Source organism: Streptomyces sp. NPDC102514, from assembly GCF_055584525.1.
Window position 1 is genome coordinate 135,231 of the sequence record NZ_JBVJLW010000021.1, and the last position, 22,363, is coordinate 157,593.

Annotated in this window: 22 protein-coding genes; 20 read left to right on the plus strand and 2 right to left on the minus strand. The window is 69.7% G+C overall.

Going from position 1 to position 22,363, the window contains the following annotated elements; all coding sequences use genetic code 11:
- Positions 1-196 precede the first annotated feature (196 nt).
- The 19 genes from ACZ60E_RS38965 to ACZ60E_RS39055 all read left to right on the plus strand — a co-directional run bounded on the left by ACZ60E_RS38965 (position 197) and on the right by ACZ60E_RS39055 (position 19,267).
- Complete coding sequence (locus tag ACZ60E_RS38965) at positions 197-3,031, plus strand: AfsR/SARP family transcriptional regulator (RefSeq protein ID WP_469446743.1); 2,835 nt, start codon at positions 197-199, stop codon at positions 3,029-3,031.
- A 319-nt stretch (positions 3,032-3,350) separates the two neighbouring features.
- Entirely contained in the window at positions 3,351-3,887 is a 537-nt protein-coding gene (locus tag ACZ60E_RS38970) for an RICIN domain-containing protein (RefSeq protein ID WP_384800930.1), read from the plus strand.
- 108 nt (positions 3,888-3,995) lie between these two features.
- On the plus strand, positions 3,996-4,223 hold the full coding sequence (locus ACZ60E_RS38975) for a ferredoxin (RefSeq protein ID WP_469446745.1): 228 nt from the start codon (positions 3,996-3,998) through the stop codon (positions 4,221-4,223).
- Between the two features lie 35 nt (positions 4,224-4,258).
- Positions 4,259-5,401 carry a LuxE/PaaK family acyltransferase gene (locus ACZ60E_RS38980; protein ID WP_469446747.1) on the plus strand — a complete coding sequence of 381 codons (1,143 nt, stop codon included), beginning with the start codon at positions 4,259-4,261 and terminating at the stop codon, positions 5,399-5,401.
- Positions 5,398-6,429, plus strand: coding sequence for an alpha/beta hydrolase family protein (locus tag ACZ60E_RS38985; protein WP_469446749.1), 1,032 nt, complete (start codon positions 5,398-5,400; stop codon positions 6,427-6,429). Before ACZ60E_RS38980 ends, ACZ60E_RS38985 begins: the two co-directional genes overlap by 4 nt.
- A 12-nt stretch (positions 6,430-6,441) precedes the next feature.
- Positions 6,442-7,785 (plus strand): hypothetical protein, encoded by a 1,344-nt coding sequence (locus ACZ60E_RS38990; RefSeq protein ID WP_469446751.1) that lies wholly within the window; start codon positions 6,442-6,444, stop codon positions 7,783-7,785.
- Positions 7,786-7,892: 107 nt separating this feature from the next.
- Complete coding sequence (locus ACZ60E_RS38995) at positions 7,893-8,537, plus strand: acyl-CoA reductase (protein ID WP_469446752.1); 645 nt, start codon at positions 7,893-7,895, stop codon at positions 8,535-8,537.
- A complete protein-coding gene (locus ACZ60E_RS39000) occupies positions 8,524-9,255 on the plus strand; it encodes an acyl-CoA reductase (RefSeq protein ID WP_469446753.1) in 732 nt (243 codons plus the stop codon). The genes ACZ60E_RS38995 and ACZ60E_RS39000 overlap by 14 nt, the downstream gene beginning before the upstream one ends.
- A 20-nt stretch (positions 9,256-9,275) precedes the next feature.
- Complete coding sequence (locus tag ACZ60E_RS39005; RefSeq protein WP_469446755.1) at positions 9,276-10,397, plus strand: NAD/NADP octopine/nopaline dehydrogenase family protein; 1,122 nt, start codon at positions 9,276-9,278, stop codon at positions 10,395-10,397.
- Between the two features lie 4 nt (positions 10,398-10,401).
- Positions 10,402-11,679, plus strand: a complete 1,278-nt coding sequence (locus ACZ60E_RS39010; protein ID WP_469446756.1) for a threonine synthase — start codon at positions 10,402-10,404, stop codon at positions 11,677-11,679.
- On the plus strand, positions 11,679-12,647 hold the full coding sequence (locus ACZ60E_RS39015) for an ABC transporter ATP-binding protein (RefSeq protein WP_469446758.1): 969 nt from the start codon (positions 11,679-11,681) through the stop codon (positions 12,645-12,647). The genes ACZ60E_RS39010 and ACZ60E_RS39015 overlap by 1 nt, the downstream gene beginning before the upstream one ends.
- Positions 12,647-13,414 carry an ABC transporter permease gene (locus ACZ60E_RS39020; RefSeq protein WP_469446760.1) on the plus strand — a complete coding sequence of 256 codons (768 nt, stop codon included), beginning with the start codon at positions 12,647-12,649 and terminating at the stop codon, positions 13,412-13,414. Before ACZ60E_RS39015 ends, ACZ60E_RS39020 begins: the two co-directional genes overlap by 1 nt.
- An 82-nt stretch (positions 13,415-13,496) precedes the next feature.
- Positions 13,497-14,294, plus strand: coding sequence for an SDR family oxidoreductase (locus ACZ60E_RS39025; protein WP_469446762.1), 798 nt, complete (start codon positions 13,497-13,499; stop codon positions 14,292-14,294).
- A gap of 72 nt (positions 14,295-14,366) precedes the next feature.
- Positions 14,367-15,536 (plus strand): LLM class flavin-dependent oxidoreductase, encoded by a 1,170-nt coding sequence (locus ACZ60E_RS39030; protein ID WP_469446763.1) that lies wholly within the window; start codon positions 14,367-14,369, stop codon positions 15,534-15,536.
- Positions 15,533-16,318, plus strand: a complete 786-nt coding sequence (locus ACZ60E_RS39035; protein WP_469446765.1) for a DUF3050 domain-containing protein — start codon at positions 15,533-15,535, stop codon at positions 16,316-16,318. Before ACZ60E_RS39030 ends, ACZ60E_RS39035 begins: the two co-directional genes overlap by 4 nt.
- Positions 16,315-16,722, plus strand: a complete 408-nt coding sequence (locus ACZ60E_RS39040; RefSeq protein WP_469446767.1) for a DUF2399 domain-containing protein — start codon at positions 16,315-16,317, stop codon at positions 16,720-16,722. The genes ACZ60E_RS39035 and ACZ60E_RS39040 overlap by 4 nt, the downstream gene beginning before the upstream one ends.
- Before the next feature lie 400 nt (positions 16,723-17,122).
- Positions 17,123-17,494, plus strand: a complete 372-nt coding sequence (locus ACZ60E_RS39045) for a hypothetical protein (protein ID WP_469446769.1) — start codon at positions 17,123-17,125, stop codon at positions 17,492-17,494.
- A 473-nt stretch (positions 17,495-17,967) separates the two neighbouring features.
- The gene (locus tag ACZ60E_RS39050; protein WP_469446771.1) at positions 17,968-18,198 is read left to right on the plus strand and encodes a hypothetical protein; all 231 of its coding nucleotides are present in this window, start codon (positions 17,968-17,970) and stop codon (positions 18,196-18,198) included.
- Between the two features lie 61 nt (positions 18,199-18,259).
- Positions 18,260-19,267: a hypothetical protein gene (locus ACZ60E_RS39055; RefSeq protein WP_469446773.1), complete on the plus strand. Its 1,008-nt coding sequence runs from the start codon at positions 18,260-18,262 to the stop codon at positions 19,265-19,267.
- A 212-nt stretch (positions 19,268-19,479) separates the two neighbouring features.
- Here ACZ60E_RS39055 and ACZ60E_RS39060 read toward each other — a convergent pair whose 3' ends face one another.
- Both ACZ60E_RS39060 and ACZ60E_RS39065 read right to left on the minus strand, forming a co-directional pair.
- Positions 19,480-19,857, minus strand: coding sequence for a transposase (locus tag ACZ60E_RS39060; protein WP_469446774.1), 378 nt, complete (start codon positions 19,855-19,857; stop codon positions 19,480-19,482).
- An 85-nt stretch (positions 19,858-19,942) separates the two neighbouring features.
- Entirely contained in the window at positions 19,943-20,914 is a 972-nt protein-coding gene (locus ACZ60E_RS39065) for a hypothetical protein (protein WP_469446776.1), read from the minus strand.
- Between the two features lie 270 nt (positions 20,915-21,184).
- Between ACZ60E_RS39065 and ACZ60E_RS39070 the strand changes: the two genes are divergently transcribed.
- Entirely contained in the window at positions 21,185-22,363 is a 1,179-nt protein-coding gene (locus ACZ60E_RS39070; protein WP_469446778.1) for an exonuclease SbcCD subunit D, read from the plus strand.

Genomic DNA, 22,363 nt, shown 5'->3' on the forward strand with positions numbered 1-22,363 from the left:
TTCGGCTGTCGCGCGGACGACGGGCGACGGCCTCCGCCGCCGTGCTCGGACGGAACGTGGCCGTCTCCCGTCCGTTCGACCGCACCCTTGCAGACTGGCACCGGGGTGTGGCGTAAAACCTTGTCGAAGGGTTGTCGCTTCGCACACACGTCCCGTGGAAAGAGGAGGACGCTTCCTGAAAAGGGAGGCGGAGCACATGGTGGACGTGCAATTGCTCGGTCCCGTCGAACTGTCGGTGGGGGGCCGCGTGGTGGAGGTGGGACCGCCACAGCGCCGTACGGTGATGGCAGCCCTGGCGGTGGACGTCGGCCGGCCCGTCGCCACCGAAGTGGTCATCGAGCGGGTCTGGGGCACGCATGCGCCCGACGGGGCGCGGAACGCGGTTCACGCCCATGTCGCCCGGATCCGGCGGATGTGCGAGCAGGCGGCCGAAACGGCGAGGGAACCCTTACACCTCGTGCGGCGCTCCGGCGGGTACCTGCTGGAAGCCCGCCCGGACCAGGTCGATGTGTACCGGTTCCGGCAACTGATCGAACAGGCGCGGACGATGGAGCGGACCGACCCGGCTCGGGCACGGCTGTTCGCCGAGGTGCTCGGGCTGTGGCGGGGAGAACCTCTGTCCGGACTGCAGGGACAGTGGGCCGCGCGGATGCGGGAGGCCTGGCGGCGACAGCACCAGGATGCCGCCGTCGGGTGGGCCCGCGCGGAACTGAACCTCGGTGATCCCGCGTCCGTCATCGGCCCGCTGACCGATCTGCTCGGCCAGTATCCGCTGGCGGAACCGCTGGCCGAGGCACTGATGCACGCACTGCACGACACCGGACGCGGCGCGGAGGCACTCGACTGCTACGTGGCTGTCCGTGAACGGCTGGCGGAGGAACTGGGTGCCGATCCGGGGCCGCCGCTGCGGCAACTGCACCAGGCGATCCTGCGGGGGCAGCGGTCGGAGTCCGCCGCTCGGTCCGAGCTCCCGTCGCGGCGGCCGTCGACGGAACCGCGTACGCCCGAACTCCCTGCTCAACTCCCCACTGACGTACGCGGGTTCACCGGGCGTGACGAAGAACTGGCGCATCTCGCGGCGATCCTCACCTCGGCGGCGGGAGAGTCCGCGGCGGTGGTCGTCTCGGCCGTGTCGGGCATGGCGGGGGTCGGGAAGACGGCGCTGGCCGTGCACTGGGCGCGCCGGGTGAGGAGCGCGTTCCCCGACGGGCAGTTGTACGTGAACCTGCGGGGATTCGATCCGCAGGGGACGGTGGTGCCTCCGACGGAGGCGGTACGCGGGTTCCTGGCCGCCTTCGGGGTGCGGCCCGAGCGGGTGCCACCTCACCTGGAAGCCCAAGTGGGGCTTTACAGAAGCCTGCTGGCGGGGCGGCGCATGATCGTGGTGCTGGACAATGCCCGGGACGAGGAACAGGTCCGTCCGCTGCTGCCGGGAGCGGTCGGCTGCATGGCGCTGGTGACCAGCCGCAACCGGCTGACCGGGCTGGCGGTGACCGAGGGCGCCCATCTGCTGGCGGTGGACTCACTGAGCCGGGACGCGGCGAGAGACGTGCTGGCGGCGCGGCTCGGGGTAGGACGGGTGGCGGCCGAACCGGAGGCCGTGGCGGACATCGTCGCGTCGTGCGCGGGACTGCCGCTGGCGTTGGCGGTCGTCGCGGCGCGTGCGGCCGTACAGCCGCGACGACCGCTGAGGGCGCTGGCAGAGGAACTGCGCGAGGCGAGCCGGCGGCTGGACGCGCTGGACGGGGGAGAGGAGGCCAGCCGGGTGCGGGCGGTGTTCTCCTGGTCCTACAGTGCGCTGAGCGCCGGTGCGGCCCGGTTGTTCCGGCTGTTGGCTCTGCACCCCGGGCCGGACGTCGAGCAGGACGCGGCTGCCGCGGTGGCGGACGTGTCGCCGGAGCGGGTCCGCAAACTGCTGGCCGAACTGACCGGGGGACACCTGCTGGTCGAGCACGTTCCTGGGCGCTATGCGTTCCACGACCTCCTGCGCGTCTACGCCATGGAGTTGGTGACTGCGCACGACACCGAGCAGGTTCGGCAGGCCGCGCTGCACCGGATGACGGACCACTACCTGCACACCGCGCGGGCGGCCGATGCGCTGGTGACGCCGCAGCCCAATCAGGCGGCGTCACCGCCGGCCCGGCCGGGGGCGAACGTGCAGGAGCCCGCGGACTACGGGAAGGCTCTGGCCTGGCTCGCCGCGGAACATCCGGTGCTGCTGAGGATCGTGCGGCGCCCGCCCGGCTTCGACGGCCAGGTGTGGCGGCTGGTCGCGGCTCTGACCACGTTCCTGGACCGGCACGGGTACTGGGAGGGACTGCTGGCGGCGGGCCTCGACGCACTGGAGGCGGCAAGGCGGGAGGACGACCGGAACGGTCAGGCGGACGCCCACCGCGCGCTGGGACTGGCCCTGGACCGTCTGAAGCGCCGGGGGCCGGCCAGAGAGCACTATCTGCGGGCGCTGGAGCTGTTCGCCGCGCTGGGCAGCGACGCGGGGCAGGCCCGTACGCATCAGCATCTGTCGCGGATGTCGGGGGCCGAGGACGATCTCCGGCTTGCACAGGAGCACGCGGACCGAAGTCTGGAGCACTACAGGGCGGCGGGCGACCTGGCGGGACAGGCCGCCGCGTTGAACCACATCGGCTGGCGGCAGGCCCATCGCGGCGACCACCTCGGCGCGCTGGCACAGTGCGAGGAGGCCCTCGAACTCGCGCAGGCAGCGGAGGACGTGGACGGGCAGGCCCACATCTTCGACAGCCTGGGCTACATCCACCATCAGTTGGGCCGCTACCAGCAGGCGGTCGACCGCTACCGGCAGGCCGTGCGGTTGTTCCACGCCACCGGCGAACGCCACAGCGAGGCGGCTTGTCTGGTCTGCCTCGGCGACAGCCACCACGGAGCCGGTCAGTACGGCGCCGCCCACACGGCCTGGGACCGGGCCCTCGCCCTCACCGGTGAGCTCGGACTGCCCGACGACGACCCCCTGCGCGCCGGTCTCCACGACCGCCTCGGCACTCGCCCCGTGCCGTAGATCGTGTCGTCACGTTCCCTCCCCTCCCACCGGCCCCCGGCACCCGGCCGGGAGTTGCCCCTCCTGGCCTGTTCCCCGACTGATCCGCCGTCGGCGAAGCATCGGCGACTGACGCGGGACCCGCGCGGTGCGGCGGTGTCGCGCCGGACCGCCGAGAGGGCCGACGCGGGCGGACGCGGATGCTCCGTGCCGTTGAGCGGCACATGGCACGACAGGCGTCGTCCGGGCCACCACACTCCTTGTCAGAGCAGCCCGGCCCGGCCGGGGAGGGACTTCGGATCCTTGCCCGGCGGGCACCATCGCAGAGAGGCGAACACTGATGAACTTACGGAAGAGAGCCGTCCCGGGCGGCGTCCTGGCGATGGGCATGGCGGCCTTCTCGCTGCTGGGCACCGCCGGAGGCGCCGAGGCCCGGCCGGCGGCCGCGCCGACGATCGTGGCACAGCGCACGGTCACCATCGACCAGGCGGACACCCACCAGTTCCTGGACGCGCACGAGATCGCGAGTCTCGACTTCCGGGTGGTCACCCGCCCGTTCCAGAACAACAGCACCCAGCACTGGCTGCTGACCGACCTGAGCAACGGTCTCTCCACGATCCAGCAGGTGAGCAGCGGCCGGTATCTCGACGCCTACCAGGGCTCCGGCGACGACTTCCGCGTGGTCACCCGTACCGCGGAGAACGACGCGACCCAGGCTTGGATCATCCTTCCGTCCACCAACGGAACCTTCACGATCCAGGAAGCCAGCAACAGCCGCTATCTCGATGCCTACGAGCTGCCTTCGCAGGACTTCCAGGTCGTCACCCGGCCGTGGAAGAACGCCGACGAAGAGCGCTGGCGGATCATCGACGTCTGACGGTCGCGACCGGGAGACCGGTCATGAGGACCGGGCCACGGCCGGGATCCAGCCGGTCGGCCCGGCCCGGCAGGGAGTGCGTGTGGCCTCCACGGAAAGGGTGTACCGGTGCGCGTCTGGGTCGACCGAAAGCTGTGTCAGGGGTCCGAGCTGTGCATGGAACTCGCCGGTTCCGTGTTCGCCACGGACGACGAGTACGTCTCGTACGTGAAACTCGCCGAGCAGGGACATCCGGCCGACTGCGAGGCACGCGCGGCCGAAGTGGCGGACGACCAGGCGGAGGACGTGCGCCAGGCGGCGCGCGAATGCCCGTCGCAGTGCATCAACCTCATCTGACTTCACACATCCGCGACAAGACAGGGGAGTTGTCGATGCCGGCTGCGCGTGTGGACGTACCCGTGTCGGTGCTGACGTCGCTGGACGCCGTGGACGACGTCGTCTACCAGCGTGAGGACGTCTTCGAACTGGCGGGCCGCGAACTGGCGGACCTCCAGCACGGCTTGCTGCGTGACGCGGTACTGCACCACTGGAACGCGTGTGAGCCGTACCGCCGGTACGCCGCGGTCGACGGCTGGACGCCCGCGATGCTGGACCGGCCGGCCGCGATCGCCTCGATACCCCTGCTGCCCGCCTCGGTCTTCAAGCGGCGCGCCGTGCTCAGCTGCGACCGCTCGGACGTGGTCAGGATCTGTGCCAGCAGCGGCACACAGGGCTCGTCGAGCCGGGTGTTCCGTGACGGCACGACTCTGGAGCGCTTCCTGGGAAGCATCGACCAAGGCGCCGATCTGGCGCTGCCCGAGCGCGCGGCCCCGCATCGGCTGTTCGTCCTGGGGCCCGACACCGAGGAAGCCGCCGACCTCTGGTTCTCCTACGTGCTGAGCATCGTCGACCTGCTCCATCCGACCGAGTTCTTCGTCAGGGACGGGGTGCTCGAACTGGACGCACTCATCGAGGCGCTGCGCCCGGACACCGGTGAACGGCCCGTCGTCATCGGGCCTCCGGTGCTGGTACGCGACGTGGCACTCGCCCTGCGGGACAGCGACGTCTCCTGCCGGCTCGGCGAGCGGGAGGGCCAGGTCGTCACCGCGGGCGGCTGGAAGCGGTTCGGCAACGAGGCGCTGCCGCGCGAGGAGTTCGAGGAGCTGGTCACCGCCGCGTTCGGGCTGACCGGCTCCGCGCCCGTGCGGGACTGCTTCAACGCCGTCGAGCTCAACACCGTCCTCTTCGAGTGCGAGGCGCGAGGCAAGCACGTGCCGGCCTGGCTGCACGCCAGCGCGCGCGACCCGGTCTCGATGCACCCGCTGCGGCCGGGTGACATCGGGGTTCTCGCGTTCTGCGACTCCCTGCCGACCAGTTACCCCGGTTTCGTGCTCACCGACGATCTTGGCAGCGTCTCCGCGGAGGGTGTCTGCCCGTGCGGCCGGGCGTCCCGCGTGCTGACCGTCACCCGGCGCGTGGAGTCCGTGGAGGCCCGAGGGTGCGCACTCAAGATGGACAAGGCGGTCACACGATGAGTTCGACCACGGCACACCACCACTCCTCCTCCGCTGATCCTTCCGACTCTTCCGGGCGGCGCGGCCGACTCGTCGTGCGGACCGAGCCCTTCACCGTGGAGTCGGCGCGAGGTTCCCTGCGGGGCCTGGCCCAGTTCGATCCGGGGACCACCGCGTCGCGCGGGACTGTCGTGGTGGCACCGCCGTTCGGAGTCGCGACGCGCCGCGGCCAGGGGGCGGCCCTGTACTTCCTGCTCAACGGATTCGACGTGATCCGCTATGACCCCACGAACCACGTGGGACACAGCGACGGCGAGATCGTCGACCTGACATCGTCGGCGCTCGTGGAGGATCTGGGCTCGGTCCTGCGGTGGACCCTCGGCCGGCACCGCGGCGGCCCGGTCGCCCTGTTCGCCTCCTCCCTCTCCGCGCGGCTGGGCTTCGCGACGCTCGCCGCGGAGTCCTGGGAGCTGAGCGCGGTCGGCACCATCTCCGCGGTGGTGGACATGCGCGCTTCCATCGCCGCGGCCAACGAGGACGACTACGTGGGGCGGTGGCTGCGCGGCGAACGCCACGACCCCGACGGCACCGAAACCATCATGGACCACCGGATTCGTTGGCGGTTCGTCCAGGATCTCGTCGAACGTGGCTGGCACAGCGCCGAATCCACGGCCCGGGACCTCGCGTCCATGGGCCCCGTCCCCCTGCTCAGCGTGCACGGCGCCCGGGACCGCTGGGTCGACGTGGCCGAGGCGCAGCGCGTCCTGGGCCACTGCGAGCGGGCCTCCCTGGTGGTGTTGTCCGACGCTGTCCACTCGCTGAACCCGGTCAGTGCCCGTACCGCCATGTCCGAGGTGGTGCGCTTCTTCCGGGACCCGGCAGGCGACCGCACCGGCCCGGTGCTCGTGCCGGGCTTCGACCAGATCGTCGCGCAGGGCAAGGCGGAGGCCCGGCTCGAACAGCGCGACGGCACCAAGCCCCCTTTCGTCGATGCCGTGCACCAGGACCTCCGGGGCTCACTGAGCACCCGCCAGGCCACCAGCCTCTGATCGGAGTCCGCAATGTCCACAACGATCGCCGGCACACCGCTCGCGTCGGTCAACGGCCCCGACGGTCTCCGGGCGCACCTCGCCCGGCCCGAGGGAAAGGCCGCCGTGGGCGGCCTGATGACACAGGCGAACGTCACTCTGGTCTCCAGCCGTCACCACTGGCTGCTGTTCGACGGCGAGTGGCGCGGACGCAAGGAACTGCGCGACCTCCTCACGCCGATGGCGGCCCGGCCGGTCGCCGACTGGACCGCTCCCGAGGCCGAACTGCTGCTGTGCCTGGTGGCGCTGCGGCGCGCCGGGATGGGCCTGGAACAGGTCGACCGACAGCTGACCGCCGGGACCGTGCGCGAGGTACTGGCCGAACGCCTCGGCAGCTACCTGGACGCGCTCGGCCACCCCAGGCCCCTGCACCATCTGGCGATCCTTGAACTCGCCGACCGAGTGGCGGAGTTGCGCGCGCAGATCGAACGCGATCACCATCGGTACTCGATCATCGACGGTCGGCGCTGGTACCGGCGCGAGGGGCTCATCACCCGCCGCAGTGTGCGGACCGGTCCGTTGCCACCGCAGATCGTTGCGGCACTGCGTCCCTTCTCGCCCGGTACTCCCACCTCGCTGGACGTCCCGGAGTATCTGGCCGCGGTGACCCGGGACTGCCTGGCGCGGCGCGGCCGTACCGCCGAGCTGGTCGACGTACTGCTGGAAGCCGCCGTGGCCGACCCGTCCCTGCGCGTGGACCACGCCACAGTCACCTGTGCGCGCGGCGTACTGCTCGACTGCCCCGCCTCCCTCTCCGCGTCTTCCGAGTTCTTCACCCGCACCGCGATGGCGCGGGGGATCGAACTCGCCGACCACGCGGAACAGCTCGGGCACGCGTCCGAGGAGCGGCTGCGGGCCACCCTGAAGGCACGCATGATCAAGCTCAAGCGCAAGGCGGTGGAGAACTACTACGGCGACACCCCACTCTGTGGTGAGTGGGTGGAGAAGGCTGCGGACAACATGGTTTTCCATAATGAGGACAGTCATTATCGGGGGCATCGGTCGGTGGGGGTGTCGACGGGGGGGCGTGCGGCTTTTTCGGTTGGTTATGTGCGTGGTGGTGTTCCGCATGTGTTGCCGCCGATGATGGGTGATTTCCGGGTGGTGCGGTTCAGTCGTGCTGTGGGGGATCGGTTCACCGGGGGTGATCTTGTGGATGTCATCCGGTATGCGCGGTGGACGAGGTGTGTGGTGCAGGAGACTTTCCGTGCGGGGGGTGTCCTGGAGGTGCTGGACAGCGGCAGCGGCAGCGGCAGCGGTAGCGGTAGCGGCAGTCGCGGTGGCGGTGTGGTGGGCGGGTCGGGGGCGGTCCGTTGAGGAATGTGGAGTTGCCGATTCTGGTCGGGGGTCGGCTTGTGCACCGTACGGATGCGGAGCCGCATGTCATCACGTACGAGAGTGGCTGCCAGGTCACCATTCCCAGGGTGACGGGGGAGATCGCCGATGAGGTGCTGCGGATGTCGCGGCTGGCGCTCGCGGGGCTGCATCTTGATGAGATCACCGTGTTCCTCAGCCGGGTCGGGCGGTTGTGGGCGGATCCGGGCCACCTCGGCCGCGGTGAGGCGGTGGAGCTGGCCGCGCAAATCACCGGCTACCCCAAGACGGTGTTGGAGGGCGACTACCGGCGTATTGCGAGGGCCTGTGACCGGGCCAAGCTGTACGACATCCTGGAGACCGATCTCGGTGACCCGCTGCTGCTGGACGACTGGATTCCGCGGCAGTCGGTGTTTCTGCGGGCGGTTCCCAAGGGGCGGGTTCTGCATCTGATGGTGGGGAATGTGCCGCTGGCGGGGCTGTTCACCCTGGTACGCGGTCTGCTGACCAAGAACGTGACGGTCGCGAAGCTGCCGAGCCGCGATCCGGTGTCCACGCTGGCGTTCGCGCGTGCCTTCGTGGATGTCGATCCGGAGCATCCGCTGACCAGGGCGCTGTCCGTGCTCTACTGGCCGGGCGGGGAGGCCGTGGAGCAGCGGTTCATCGACGGGTCGGACGTGGTGTGTGCCTGGGGGGCGCCGTTCGTCGATCGAGGCGGTCAAACCGAAGGTCCCGGTCGGTGTGGATCTGCTTGAATTCGGGCCGAAGGAGAGCCTGATGTTCATCGGCGGCCAGGAGGCCGGCTGGGGCGACGTGGCCCGGCGTGCCGCGTACGACGTCAGTGTGTATGAGCAGGAGGCGTGCTTCAGTCCGCAGCGGGTGTTCGTCGAGGGTGACGCCGATGTGTTCGCCGAGCTGCTTGCCGAGAGCCTCGACGGTGTCCTTGCCCGGCTGCCCGGCGGGTTCGTGCCGGTCGACAAGCGGGCGCACATCACCCGTGCCCGGCAGGAGGCCAGGTTCGACGGTTATAAGGTCCGCCGGAGCGCGGGGTGTGAGTGGACTGTCGTCACGCTGCCGCCCGGTGAGTTCCCTGTTCTGGAGCATCCGCTGGGCCGGACCGTGTATGTCCATCCGGTGAGCCGGCTTCAGGACGCGATCGCTGCGGTGCACCGGGACACCCAGACCGTCGCGGTGCATCCCTGGGTTCGCGGCAGGGAGCTCGGTGAACGGCTGGCCCTGGCGGGTGCGGACCGGGTCACGGAGGTCGGCCTGATGAGCCGCCCGCGCCCCGGTTTTGTGCACGACGCGATGCGTCCGCTGCATTCGATGGTGCGCTGGGTCGCCGTGGAGCGGGGTCTGGACTACCGCGGCCGTTTCCGTGACGCGGGCCGGGAGGAGTTCGAGGCCGCCGTCTACGGCGCTCCGCCGGCCGGGGACGGGCAGTTGCGGTCTGGGGAAGTGCGGCAGCCGTGACTGCGGGAGGAGCCGCGGCCATGACCGGGCCGGTTCCGGCGCGCAGGGTCGCCGTTCTCGGGGCGGGGGATGCGGGACGCGCGCTCGCGGGCCTGCTCGCCGGGAGTGGTCACCGGGTCGTGGTCTGGAACCGGGGCGGGGACCGGGCGGATGCGCTGGAGGGGCACACCGTACGGCTGACGCTGCCGGACGGGGCCGTCACCGCTGTGCCGCTGGCCGGGGTCTCGACCGATCTGGCCGCCGCGTGCGCGGGCGCGGAGGTCGTCGTACTGGCGGTGTCCTCGTGTGCGCAACCCGAACTCGTCCGCCGTGCATGGCCGTTGACGCGTCACACCCTGGCCGTCGTCCTGGTGCCCGCGCACACCGGCGGTGTCCTCGCCGCCCGGCACGCCCTCGGTGCCGCGGCTGCGGCGGGTCCTGTGATCGCGGAGATGCCGCTGCCTTTCGTGTGCCGCGGCGGTGCTCCCGGTGAGGTCCGTGTCCTGCAGTTCAAACGGGACGTACCGCTCGCGGCGCTGCCCGACGAGGACCTGGGGGACATCGCTGTCCTGCTGGCGGGGACTTTCCCGGCGGTGCGCAGGGCGGCTGGAGTGTGGGAGACGGGGCTGGGCAACACCACGGCCGTCGTGCAGCCGGCGCTGGCCCTGGCCGGTCTGGCCCGCATCGACCGGGGGGAGCGGTTCGGCCTCTACCGTGAGGGGCTCTCTCCCGCCGTCGGCCGCCTCGTCACGGCGCTGGACCGTGAACGCAGGCTGCTGGCCGAGGCGTTGGGGCTGAGCCTGCCGTCCGTCGTCGAGTGGGCGCACCAGGTCTACGGTGCGCGCGGACGTACCGTCGAGGAGTGCCTGGCCGACATCCCCGGATATGCCGGGATCCCCGGGCCGCGCACGGTGCACGGGCGTTTTCTGACCGAGCATGTGCGTACCGGCGCGGTGCCGATGTCCGAGCTGGCCGCCGTCGTGTCCAGCCCGCACACGACCCTCGACGCTCTGGTCGAGCTCGCCTCGGCGGCCGTCGGCACCGATCTGCGGGCCACCGGCCGCACGCTGGCCCGGATGGGCCTGAGCGGCCGGTCCGGTCTCACGGCGCTCACCGGGCCGGCACCCGCCGGGCAGGGTGCCGGTGCCAGGAGGGGGATCTGAGCCGATGTCCGTCGTGTCGCCGTCCGAAGTCCTGAGCAAGGCCGTCGTCCTGGAGTGCCGTGCGTGCGGATTGCGTGCGGAAGAGGGCTGTGTCATCCGCTGCCCGCGCTGCGGCAGCGCCACCGACGTCCTGTACGACCTGTCCTCGGCGCGGATCCGTGACAGTGACAACCCGCTGATCCGCTGGTTCGACCTGCTGCCGCTGGCCGACACCGAACGCCTCTACTGGCTGGGCGACGGCGGGACACCGCTGGTCCACGCCCGCGAACTGGGCGGGGCGGCGGGACTCGACCGGCTCTACCTCAAGGACGAGACACGCAACCCCAGCCGCACGACCAAGGACCGGATGGCGAGTGTGGCGGTGTCGTTCCTCGCGCAGCGGGGCGTACACGAGTTCGTCGTCTCCTCGACCGGCAACAGTTCCACCTCGATGGGGCTGTGCGCGCGGCTGGCGCCCGAGATCACCCTGCACATCTTCTGCGGGCAGGAGTTCCTCCAGCGGGTCAACGTCCCCGACCTGCCGAACGTGAGGATCTACTGCACCGACACGGACTTCGTCGGCGCCGCCGCTGCCGCGTCCGCGTACGCCAGGGAGCACCGGCTTCCCTTCGAGGGGGGCTTTTTCAACCCTGCCCGGCGCGAGGGTTTGAAGCTCTGCTACCTCGAAGCGTTCGACCAGCTCTTTCCCCGCATGCCCGACGTCGTCGTCCAGGCCGTGAGCAGCGGCATGGGGATCTACGGCGCGTTCAAGGGCATCGCGGAGTACCGGGCCCTGGGGCGGCTGAGCCGTGTCCCGCGCATCGTCTGCGCGCAGCAGCGCAGCTGCGCCCCGATGTACGAGGCGTTCCGCGACGGCGCCGAGGTGATCGGCCCGCAGCATGTCCAGCGCAGGCCGCGGGGCATCGCCAAGGCGATTCTGCGCGGCGACCCGAGCGATTCGTATCCCGTCATGCGGGCCATCGTGAACAGCAGCAACGGCTGTTTCGAGGCCGTGCGCGACGACGAGATCCTCGACGCGCAGCACCGTGCGCGTGAGCTGGAGGGCCTCGACATCTGTCTGTCCTCCTCGGTGGCCCTGGCCTCGGCGCTCAAGCTGGCGCGCACCGGCCGGGTCCTGCGGGACGAGGTGGTCCTCGTCAACCTCACCGGCGGCAACCGGCCGGCATCCGTACCGCCGAACGTCACCCGCCTGTCCGCCGGCCGTCCGTCTGCCAGCCGTCCGTCCGCCGGTCCGCAGGACCCGCGCGGCCGGAGCCCGGAACGCAAGGAGGGCCGGCCGTGATGAGCACCGGCGCACCGCCGCCCGCGTACCCGGCCGTCCGTCTCACCGGTCTGCGCAAGCGCTACGGGGCCACCGATGTCGTCAGCGGCCTCACGTTCGACCTTGCGCGGGGGGAGTTCTTCGGGCTGCTGGGTGCCAACGGAGCCGGCAAGACGACGACCATCTCGGTCCTGTGCGGACTGCTGCGCCACACCGCCGGGGAAGCACGCGTCTTCGGCGACGATGTGCGCACGGCGCCGCGCGCGGTGCAGCAGCACATCGGCTACGTACCGCAGCAGCTGGCCGTGCTGCCGCCTCTGACGCCACGGCAGAATTTGCGGTGGGCGGCCAGCCTGCACGGGGTGCCACGGCGTGAGATCCCGGCGCGGGTCGACGCCGAACTCGACCGCCTGGACCTCGGCGCGTTCGCGGACCGCCGCGCGGCCACGCTCTCGGGGGGTGAACAGCGCCGCGTGAACATCGCGATGGCGCTCGTGCACCGCCCGCGCCTCCTCGTCCTCGACGAGCCGACGGCGAACGTGGACGTGCTGAGCCGGCTCGTGATCCAGCGCATCCTGCGCGACCTGCACCGGGACGGCACGACGGTGCTCTACACCACGCACTACCTGGAGGAGGCCCAGGAGCTCTGCCAGCGCGTCGGCATCATCGACTCCGGACGCCTCGTCGCGCTCGGCGCCGTGGAGGAGCTGATGCGTGAGCACGGCACCGGGATGCTCAGGATCCGCACCGAACACGAGATCGGCACGCAGGTGCGGGAGGCGGTGGCGTGGGCGTCGGGCGCCGGCGGCGTCGTCCAGCCGGATCGCCGTTCGCTCATCGTGCGCTGTCACGACCCCCAGAAGGTGCTGATCGACGTCCTGCGCTGCGTCGGCGACGCCGGGGGAGTCGTCGCGGGTGTCCAGGTGACGCCCGCGACGCTGCAGAGCGCGTTCCTCGCCGTGACCGGCCGAGAGTTCGAGGGGGCCTGATGCGTACGTCGATCGAGGTGCTGCGCGCGTTCTTGTGGAAGGAGGCCGTCGTCCTGCGCACCGACCGGATGGTCCTGCCCTACCTCGTCGCCTTCCCGCTGATCATGGCGGCACTGCTGAGCAGCGCGTTCGGGAAGATCCCCGGTGTCGGGAACGGCGCGAACCAGGCAGTGCCCGGCTTCGCCGTCATGTTCGCGTTCTACGGCATCACCTTTCTCGGCATCTCCCACTACCGGGAGCACGGCTGGGGTGTGTGGACGGTAGTGCGGGCGAGCGGACTGCCCAGGCCGCTGTTGCTGTGCGGCGTCGTGCTCCCCTACTTCGTGCTCGGCGTCGTCCAGTTCGCCATCACTCTCACGGTCGGCTGGGCGGCGTACGGGATGCAGGTGACGGGTTCGGTCGCGGCGTTCGCGCTGACCGTGCTGAGCACGGAGCTCGCCATCATCGGAGTCGCGGTCGTCCTGCTGAACGTGACCTCGCACATGTCCTCGATGCAGCAGGCCAACCATGTCGTGGTGCTCGTCGGCGCCGCGGCCAGCGGAGCGCTGCTGCCCTACCAGACGATGCCCACGGCCGTGCAGGTCCTGGCCCATGCCACGCCGCAGTTCTGGGCGCTCCAGGCGATGAAGGGGATCTGCTCCCGGCATCTCGGGGTCGCGGGAGTCCTGCCCGACGTGGCGGTCCTCCTCGGCATGGGGGCCGTCCTGCTGACCATCGGGGTCAGCGCATTCGATCCGGCCAGGTCACGCAGGATCGCCCTGCGCTGACCACCGGACCACCGGACCACCGGACAGCCGGGCAGCCGGGCAGCCGGGCGGGCCCGGGAGAGCCCAGGAGAGGAAGATTCACGTGCGAGTGCTTGTCACCGGGTCGTCCCGTGGCATCGGACGGGCCACCACACTGGAGTTCGCGGGCAGAGGGCACCACGTCATCGCCACCGCCCGGACGCCCGGCACACCGGCCGGCCACGGCGTGGCCGAGTGCCTGCAGCTCGACGTCACGGACACGGAGTCCGTCGCGCGCGCCGCCGCACGGACGGGACCGATCGACGTACTGGTGAACGGAGCCGGGGCGCCCCTGGTGAGCAGCCCGGTCGAGACCCACCCGCTCGCCGACCTGAAAGAACAACTGGACGTCAACTACCTCGGCTCGGTCCGGATGATCCAGGCGTTCCTGCCCGCGATGCGAGAACGCGGATCCGGCACGATCGTCAACGTCGGCTCGGTGACCGGACGGGTCGCCCAGCCACTGCGCGGCGCGGCGAACGCCTCCAAGTTCGCGCTCGAAGGCATGAGCGAGGCGCTCAAGTACGAAACGGGGCACTTCGGTATCCGGGTGATCCTGGTCGAGCCCGGCGCCACCCAGAACCAGCCGGGCAAGGTGAAGTACGCCCTGCCCGCGCGCGCGCCCCACTACGCGGATCTGTTCACCCAGTTCGAAGCCGCCGAGAAGGGACTGACGGCATCGGTCGCGCTCCTCACCCCCGACCTGGTGGCCAAGGCGATCGCCGACGCGGTGGAGAGCAAGGACGCGCCGTTCCGGCTCACCCTCGGCGGGGACGCCGAGCTGGTGCTCGCCGAACGCAAACGCTCCACCGACGAGGACTTCGAGGCGCGCATGCGCTCGCTCCTCGGAATCACCTGGTAGAGACCGCTTGACGCCGGCCGGTGACGACCGGCAGGGACCGGTCGGCAGCCGCCGGCAGGAAGGGAGACCACCGTGCGCTTCGACGTGATGCTGACGACCGCGCAGCGACCGGGGTTGGAGCAGAACGAGGTGTTCACGAACGCCGTCGAGACCGCCGGCTGGGCCGAGGAACTCGGCTACCGGGGCATCTGGATGCTCGAACACCACTTCACCCGGTACGGCCTGTGCAATTCGGCGATCACCATGGCCGCGTACCTGCTGGGACGCACACGGACTCTGCGCGTCGGCTCCGCGATCACCATCGTTCCGCTGGAGCATCCGGTCAAACTCGCCGAGCGGGTGGCGATGATCGACCAGCTCAGCGGCGGGCGCTTCGACTTCGGCGTGGGACGCGGCACGTACGTGAGGGACTTCGAGGCGTTCGGCGCCGACATGTCGGTCAACCACCTCACGTTCCTGCAGACGATGAAGGACGTCCTGCGCGCCTGGAGCGACGAGCCGTACACCGTCCAGGGCGCGGCCGGCAGGACCCTCGCGGCGCTGCCGGTCAATCCCCGGCCGCTGACCAGGCCGCATCCCCCGGTGTTCGTCGCCTCCAACTCACCCGACACGGTGTCCTGGGCGGCCTCGCACGGCTTCCCGCTCCTGCTGCGGGAGGGACTGGACGACGCCTTCAAGCGGAAACTGGTCGACCAGTACAGGCAGGCCCGGCCGGATGCCGGACGCGCGGGTGCCGAGGTGCGGCACGCGCTCAACTGCGTCGCCGTCCTCGACGACTGCGACCGGCGTGCGCGCGACACCGCGCGCACCCATGTGGAGTGGTGGGTGGCCGAGGGGGCGGCGACCAACGGCCTGCTCTCCAACCGCCACAGACTGCCCAACTACCGGACGTACTTCGAAGCCGTCGACGCAGGCCGCCGCGCCGGCACCGGCGACAAGGGCGCACGGGTCGACGACATGCTGGCCCTCAACCTCGTGGGAAGCCCGCAGCGGTGCCGGGCACGGCTGGAAGAGGTCTGCGAGACGACCGGCGTACGGCACGTCGTCCTCGGCTTCGACGCCAACGAGCCCGGTCCGCGCACACGCGAGGTGATGGAACGGTTCATGGCCGAGGTACTCCGCCCGGTCGCCGCACGGTACCCGGAGGCCCCCGGCCAGGCACAGCAGAGGACCGACGGCGCAGGACCGCCCCCGCACGCCGACGCACGACCCGCGAACCGAACCGAAGGAGCCGCACGATGAGCGCAAGGTACAGCTGGAACCGCACCCACCCGGGGCTCGTCGGCCTCCAGCACGCCATAGAACCGGTGCGCGAGCGCGTGGTCGCCCATCGCGTCTACGCGGGACTCGACACCATGGAGCGGGTGCGCTCGTTCCTCGTCCAGCACGCCTTCGCCGTCTGGGACTTCATGTCGCTGCTCAAGACGCTGCAACGGAATCTGACCTGTGTCGAGGTCCCCTGGATCCCGAACGGCCCGGTGGCGAGCCGCCGGCTGATCAACGAGATCGTCCTGGTCGAGGAGAGCGACGAGCGGGCCGGCGGATACACCAGCCACTTCGAGCTCTACGTGGAGGGGATGGAGAAGGTGGGCGCGGACACCAAGCCGATGGAGGCGTTCCTGGGCCTCCTGCGAAGCGGAACGCCGGTGCCGCAGGCGCTGGCACTGGCGGAGGCACCGCGGGCCGCCGCCGTCTTCGTGGCGACGACCTGGGACATCATCGAGTCGGCCCCGGTGCACTGCCAGGCGGCGGCATTCGCGTTCGGGCGCGAGGACCTGATCCCGGAGATGTTCGAGCAGGTCGTCGGGATCGAGGACCGCGACGGCACCCTGGACGTCTTCAAGGACTACCTGGCACGGCACATCGAGGTGGACGGCGAGCAGCACACCCCCATGGCGATGCAGATGCTGATCGACCTGTGCGGCGACGACCAGAACAAGTGGCAGGAATGCGCCGCGACGGTACGCAGGGCACTCGAAGCCCGGCTGGCCCTGTGGGACGAGATCGCACTGACACACTCATGACCGACCGCTCCTGCGCCCAGGGCGCGTCGGGCAGCTTCGACACCCGCTCCGGCCCTGCGGCGCAACCGCCCGGCATCCTGGAATGCGAAGCCGTCGGCGCGCTGTCCGACGCCGGCTGGAACGTTGCCGTCCGCGCAGACTTCGACCAGGCCGGGCTGGCGCACATGTGTGCTCTCCTTGCCGCCGCACCGGACGCGATCGCCTGGCGGATGAGCGCGGCCGACTACCGCATTGCTGTCTCCACAGGCACCGAAACCCTGCACCTGCATGATTGGGATGCTCCTTGGGGCGCGAGCCTGGTGTCCGTGATGCGGGAGCATGCCGTACCCGTGCACGAGGAAGACCTCCCGCCCACCCTGCTCGCCGACATCACCGCTGGTACGCCGTGCTCTTTCCAGCCGTAAGATTCCGGCAGCCTGTCGCGAGGACGGGTCCGATCCGGTTGGTGCGGGATCGATCTCTTCCAGCACCCGGCGCCGTTCTTGTAGGGACTGTCAAACGGAGACGTCTTACAGGCCACGACCAGGCCAAACACGCTTCGCCCGCCATCACGCACCGACTCGATAGCAGCCCGCTTACGTACATGTTCCCAAGACATGTGTCCGGGGGGTACCCCTCACCGACCGTATGCAAATGAAGATCCGGACAGTCGCAAGTGAAGAATTCTCACACTCAAGGGCACCTCTTCCGGCGCAGCAATATTTCAATTCACCCGAAGAGGTGAATGCGGATGCCGCGTGCAACCGTACGGCTCCCTCCAAGGTCACAGGAGGCACGAACGACTCCACAAGAGAGTGAGCGGCCTTGAAGCTTCTTTCCTTGCGCCCGGTATCACGCTTCATGCGCGAAAAGAGGGTGTATTTGATCGCTGCAGTAGCGGTTCTGTTGATCGACCGTGCGGAGAACTACATCACTGGCACCAAGGTATTTCTGAACACCCTAGTTGTACTTCTTCTCGTAATTGGCTTGTGCTTCATTTTCCCCTGGGCTATGAGGAAGCTGGTCAGGGAGTCTGTTCGGGAGGACCGCGAAAGAATGCGGGCCAGTGTGTCGCCTGAGACCGCAGAGCGCTTTCGCGAAGAAGGCAGGAGGGAGGAGCGTGAAAAGGTTCGCGCCGACCTTCCGGAGCAGCTGGCGCGCACAGTCGACGAAGCCCTCAAAGAAAAAACTGACTAATTTCCGTTGTGAACTCTGCTCGCGTAGTCGGGCAGAGCCTCCGCATAGTGCGCTGGAATGGCCACGCTGGTTACAGGTCTAGGATTACGCGCAGTGCTAGGCCGACGCGAGCCATGGCCGGAGCGTCCGCGGGGTCGAGGAGTTTTGCTCTTGACGAAGATTTCGATCTCGTGGTTCGACGGAGTGTCGGTTCTGCGCACCGCTGTCTCTTCGGCCGGCGGTGCGGAACGTGCCTCGGCCGCCTGCCCCGCAGCGTCTGGGTCACCACTGGTGACGGCCACGTCCACCCCGTCTCGTGCATGCCGGCCGATCGCTTGTGGTGGGGCGACGGGATGGGGCGACGTGGAAAGCGAGGCCCCAGCCGTCGTCAACCAGCTCCTGGGTGACCTCGGCGCCACCATCAATCTGCACGACAACGCGCCCAAAGGGCTGACTGTTCTGTTCAACCAGGAGCACAAGAAGGTGCCGAACTCGTGGCCATGGACGCCATCATCGTCCACACCACGCGAAGCACACCCTCCGCCGTCCCCATCGGTGCACTGCCACCTGCCCACAGCAGCACAGAGCTGGGCCATGCTCTGAACGCAGGCGGCCGCATCGTCTACCAGGAACACGACGCAGTCCTCGACCGCCTCCTCGCCCTGCAGGGCGCGAGCGCCACGACCTCGGCGGCACATGCCCCGGCGCACGACACAGACCGTTGATCGGGGGCGAGGAGCGCACCTCGCTCCGACAGATCGGTCTTCCCGTGAAAGGACCCTAATATTGACCCTCATCTACGCCTTCCGAGACGAAGACGGCTCCTGGCACGGCGACCCGGATGCCGTCGTCCTCGAACCCGTACCCGGGGCAGGCACCCTGACCATCCCGCTCGGACCCCAGGAACACAGCAGCCTGTTCGCCGGCCAGAGACTCCACGTCCTCTATGCAGCCTGCGACGTGGAGGCCAGCCAGGCCTCCTACCGACTCGACAACGGGCAGAGCGTGCCGGCGTCCTGGCGCGTACACGAGCTGCTCGCCCCTGCGTACCAGCCTCCTCCCGGCACTGCGCCGACCCGGCCGCACCCCCGTCCGGCGATGCGCGAGGTGAAGCTGGAACTCGGCGACCCGCATCGCCGCTACTGCCTGACCGCGCAACAGGCACACGACGGCAGGATGGAACTGACCATCCTGGTCTGCTCGTCCTACGGCATCATCCACGGCGAACTCACGGGCGAACTGGACCCGCGCGACCTCAACCACATCGGCCGCCTCGTCACCGCCGCAGCAGGTGCCTGCCCCACCCCCGAACAGCTCGGCCTCCAGCCCGTCCAGCCCGCGGCCACCACGGCGGTCAGCGTGAAAGCCACCCACCCGGGGGCCGCGTGGACGACCGAGGCCGAGCAGCATCTGCGGGACGCCCACCGTGCAGGCACCAGCCTCCAACACATGGCCTCTGACCTAGGGCGGAGCGAGAATTCCATCCGCTGGAAGCTCTACGGACTCAAACTCGGCTCCCGCCCTTCCGGCCTCGCGCCCACCCAGCCCACCAAGACACCACCGAAGCAGCCCAAGGCCTACACGGTGGAGGAGAAACGCAAGGCCCACCCCAATGCGTACACGCCCTGGACCGACCAGGAGGAAAGGGACCTTGCCGCCGGCTGCGCCCGGGGAACGCTACTTGCGCAACTGGCACAGGAGTTCGGCCGAAACGAAGGGGCCATCGCCAGCCGCCTGATGAAGATCGGTGCCGTGGGGCCGGCTGCCGATGAGGCGCAGGAGTTCGGCGGCTGACTCGGCGCGGTACGCGACAACTCGACGCCGGCGGGAGTCGGGAGTGTTCCTTGACCCCTGGACCCCATACGGGACGGCCGGGCGCAACATGCCGCCCAGGCGCAACGCCGTGATCTGCTGGTGATCTTGGACGGGTGGGTGCTGGTGAATCCGGTTGTGGTGCACAGGGTTCGGAAGTGCGATGCCGGGAGGTCCGATGGGGTGGTGTTGTGCTAGTCGGCGAGAGGGCTGAGGTGGTAGGCCGTGGTGGTCAGGACGTGCTGCACGTGAGTGCGGGGCAGATTTCGATGGCGGCTTCTGTGCAGGCCGTGAGTTCGTACGTTCTGCGAGAGGGCGGCCTCGATGCCGGCCCGTCCGCTGTGCGGTCTGCTGGTCGATCGGGTGTGCGTCTGGATCTCGTGCAGTGCCCGCGGCAGGACTGCGACGGAGCGGGGGCGAGTGGCGGATGAGGTGCACCGGGTGCGGTCCGGGCAGGGCTGGCAGTCGCTCTCGGCGAAGCGGGCCTGCAGGTTGTATGGCCGGAGATATGCGGCCAGGTCCCGGACGCCCGCGGTCTCCCGGGAACGAGCATGGCACGCCTTTTCTCCCATGTCCTCAGGCTGTATGCGTGGTCGCGGTCTCTCGCATGCTGACGGATCCGGCGCCGCCACCGGACGCTTTGGGTGCTGTGTGTGGTTAGAGCGGCAGGGCGGGCTGGCTCTGCCGCTTGGTGCCGGCTTTCTGTTCGGCGAGGAAGTCTTTGATGACGGGGCGGCCCAGGAGCAGGGTGATGGTCCGTGGCTTGGGCCGGTGTCCGCCGGTGAGGCCGGTCAGGAAATCCGTGGTGACGATGCGGCGGGCCGGCGCATCGTGGACATCGTCCAGGACTCCTTGCTCGAGCAGTCGGGCGGCAGTGTCGTCCAGGCTGTCCTCGATGGTGCGGTAGGCGGCGGCTGCATCCTGTTCGATTCCCTGCTGCGCCAGGCTGAGAGCCTGCTGCATCAGACGGCTGTGGCGCCAGTCGTCCTCGCCACCGGGAGCGGGGAATGCTTCGGCGGCTGCATCACGGCGCTGGCTGTAGCTGCCGGCCGAGATGACGGCGGGCATCTCCCGCAGCACACCGGCCATCCGCTCCACCTCCAGCGGATCGATCTCCTCCGCAGACGGCAGCACGGGACGCGCGGCGTCGATGGCGTCGCTGAGGTCCTCCCACCGGGCGTGCAGATCGCCCGCCCAGGCTGCGGACATCTCCCATTCGTGCACGACACCCTCGACAACGAAAGCCATCCGCACGGCTTCCACCTCGCCGTCACGGCGCTGCGCGGCCGCCCGCAAGGTATCGGCCCGCTTACGCAAGCCGGCCGGCACGTCGATATCGGTGAACCCGCGCGCCACGAGTACCGTTTCGGTCTCGTCCTGTGAGTCGTCCTGTCCGCCGGGGGAGAAGGCGAACTCCTGCGCGTCGAAGCGGTCGAGGTCCCAGTACAGGATGCGGGCTCCACAGGCCGCGGCCAGCCGTCCGACGCCGTCCGCGTCGTAGCTGCTTGTACCAAGGGTGGCGCGCAGCCCGTCGCCGTCGCCCACGGTCGCGCAGATCAGTTGCAATCCGTGCCGGGAGGCCAGTGGGCGCAGCGCATCGGCGACCGCGCGCAGGTCGAAAGCACCCACAGAAACAATCCTTCGCATGCAGGGTGTCAGGGTGATGCAGACCGTAGCGGGTGGCAGCTTCGCCGTGGGCCACTCCCGAAAACACCACTCTCCAGGGCGCGTTGGCAGCCCTGGTCTCGCCCTCTGCCACCGCGCCTCGTCCGGTGACGGTTCGCCGGCCCGGCAGAGCCCAGTGAGAAACCGTTCCCGGCCTGCCCCTACGCCACCCCAGCGAGTGATTATCGGGAAAACGGCCTGCACCTGGTGGTGCAATGGTTACGGTCTGTGCGCATGAGGTTTCTGCACACCTCGGACTGGCATCTGGGCCGCCGGTTCCACGGGGAAGACTTGACCACGATCCAGCGCAAGGTCATCGACCACATCTGCGCCACCGCCCGCTCCGAACACGCCGACGCACTGCTGCTGGCAGGCGACATCTACGACCGGGCCATTCCGAGCCTGGACGCGGTGAGGCTGTTCAACCACGCCCTCGAACAGCTCGCCGACCTCGGCATTCCCACCATCGCGATCAGCGGGAACCACGATTCCGCACACCGCCTCGGCGTCGGTGCGGGCCTGCTGTCCAAAGCCGGAGTCCACCTGCGCACCGACCCTGCCCACGCCGCCGCTCCCGTCCTGCTCCAGGACACGCACGGCCCCGTCGCCGTCTACGGCGTGCCCTACCTCGAACCCGCCCTGGCCCGCACCCAGCTGGAAGCCGAAGAAGCCTCCCACCAGGCAGTACTCACCTCTGCCCTCGACCGTATCCGTGCCGACCTCGCCACCCGCCCGGCCGGCACCCGCTCCGTCGTCCTGGCCCACGCCTTCGTCACCGGCGCGTCAGGATGCGCCAGCGAACGCGACATCAGCGTAGGCGGCGTCGCCCACGCCGGAGCCGGTGTCTTCGACGGCATCGACTACACCGCCCTGGGACACCTGCACGGCGCCCAGCGGGTCAACGACCGTATCCACTACAGCGGCTCCCCGCTGGCCTACTCCTTCTCCGAGACCGGCCGCACCAAGTCCCTGACCCTCATCGATCTGCCCCCACACGCAGCGCCCGCGGTCACCCGCACCGACCTGCCCAAGGAACTCAAGCTGCCGCTGGCCAGGCTGACGGGCCGCCTCGAGGACCTGCTGACCGACCCCGCCCACGACAGCCTCACCACCACCTGGCTGCACGTCACCCTCACCGACACCGCCCGCCCCTACGAGCCGATGGCACGCCTGCGGCAACGCTTCCCCCACACCCTGCACCTGGAGCACATCCCGGCTGCCATCCCCGGGCAGAGCACCGACACCCCCACCTACCGCGAACGCCTCCACGGCCGCGGTGACCTCGACATCACCCACGACTTCATCACCACCGTCCGCGGCACCCAGCCCACCGAGGAAGAAGCAGACCTGCTGCAGGAAGCCGTCGACGACCTGCGCGCCCGCGCCCACGCCCAGGAGAAGGAAACGGTCTGA

What these genes read in the sequence shown, in the direction of transcription:
- ACZ60E_RS38965 (WP_469446743.1), top strand. Translation starts at nt 197, where the DNA reads ATGGTGGACGTGCAATTGCTCGGTCCCGTCGAACTGTCGGTGGGGGGC.
- ACZ60E_RS38970 (WP_384800930.1), top strand. Translation starts at nt 3,351, where the DNA reads ATGAACTTACGGAAGAGAGCCGTCCCGGGCGGCGTCCTGGCGATGGGC.
- ACZ60E_RS38980 (WP_469446747.1), top strand. Translation starts at nt 4,259, where the DNA reads ATGCCGGCTGCGCGTGTGGACGTACCCGTGTCGGTGCTGACGTCGCTG.
- ACZ60E_RS38985 (WP_469446749.1), top strand. Translation starts at nt 5,398, where the DNA reads ATGAGTTCGACCACGGCACACCACCACTCCTCCTCCGCTGATCCTTCC.
- ACZ60E_RS38990 (WP_469446751.1), top strand. Translation starts at nt 6,442, where the DNA reads ATGTCCACAACGATCGCCGGCACACCGCTCGCGTCGGTCAACGGCCCC.
- ACZ60E_RS39005 (WP_469446755.1), top strand. Translation starts at nt 9,276, where the DNA reads ATGACCGGGCCGGTTCCGGCGCGCAGGGTCGCCGTTCTCGGGGCGGGG.
- ACZ60E_RS39010 (WP_469446756.1), top strand. Translation starts at nt 10,402, where the DNA reads ATGTCCGTCGTGTCGCCGTCCGAAGTCCTGAGCAAGGCCGTCGTCCTG.
- ACZ60E_RS39015 (WP_469446758.1), top strand. Translation starts at nt 11,679, where the DNA reads ATGAGCACCGGCGCACCGCCGCCCGCGTACCCGGCCGTCCGTCTCACC.
- ACZ60E_RS39020 (WP_469446760.1), top strand. Translation starts at nt 12,647, where the DNA reads ATGCGTACGTCGATCGAGGTGCTGCGCGCGTTCTTGTGGAAGGAGGCC.
- ACZ60E_RS39035 (WP_469446765.1), top strand. Translation starts at nt 15,533, where the DNA reads ATGAGCGCAAGGTACAGCTGGAACCGCACCCACCCGGGGCTCGTCGGC.
- ACZ60E_RS39040 (WP_469446767.1), top strand. Translation starts at nt 16,315, where the DNA reads ATGACCGACCGCTCCTGCGCCCAGGGCGCGTCGGGCAGCTTCGACACC.
- ACZ60E_RS39060 (WP_469446774.1), bottom strand. Translation starts at nt 19,857, where the DNA reads ATGGGAGAAAAGGCGTGCCATGCTCGTTCCCGGGAGACCGCGGGCGTC.
- ACZ60E_RS39070 (WP_469446778.1), top strand. Translation starts at nt 21,185, where the DNA reads ATGAGGTTTCTGCACACCTCGGACTGGCATCTGGGCCGCCGGTTCCAC.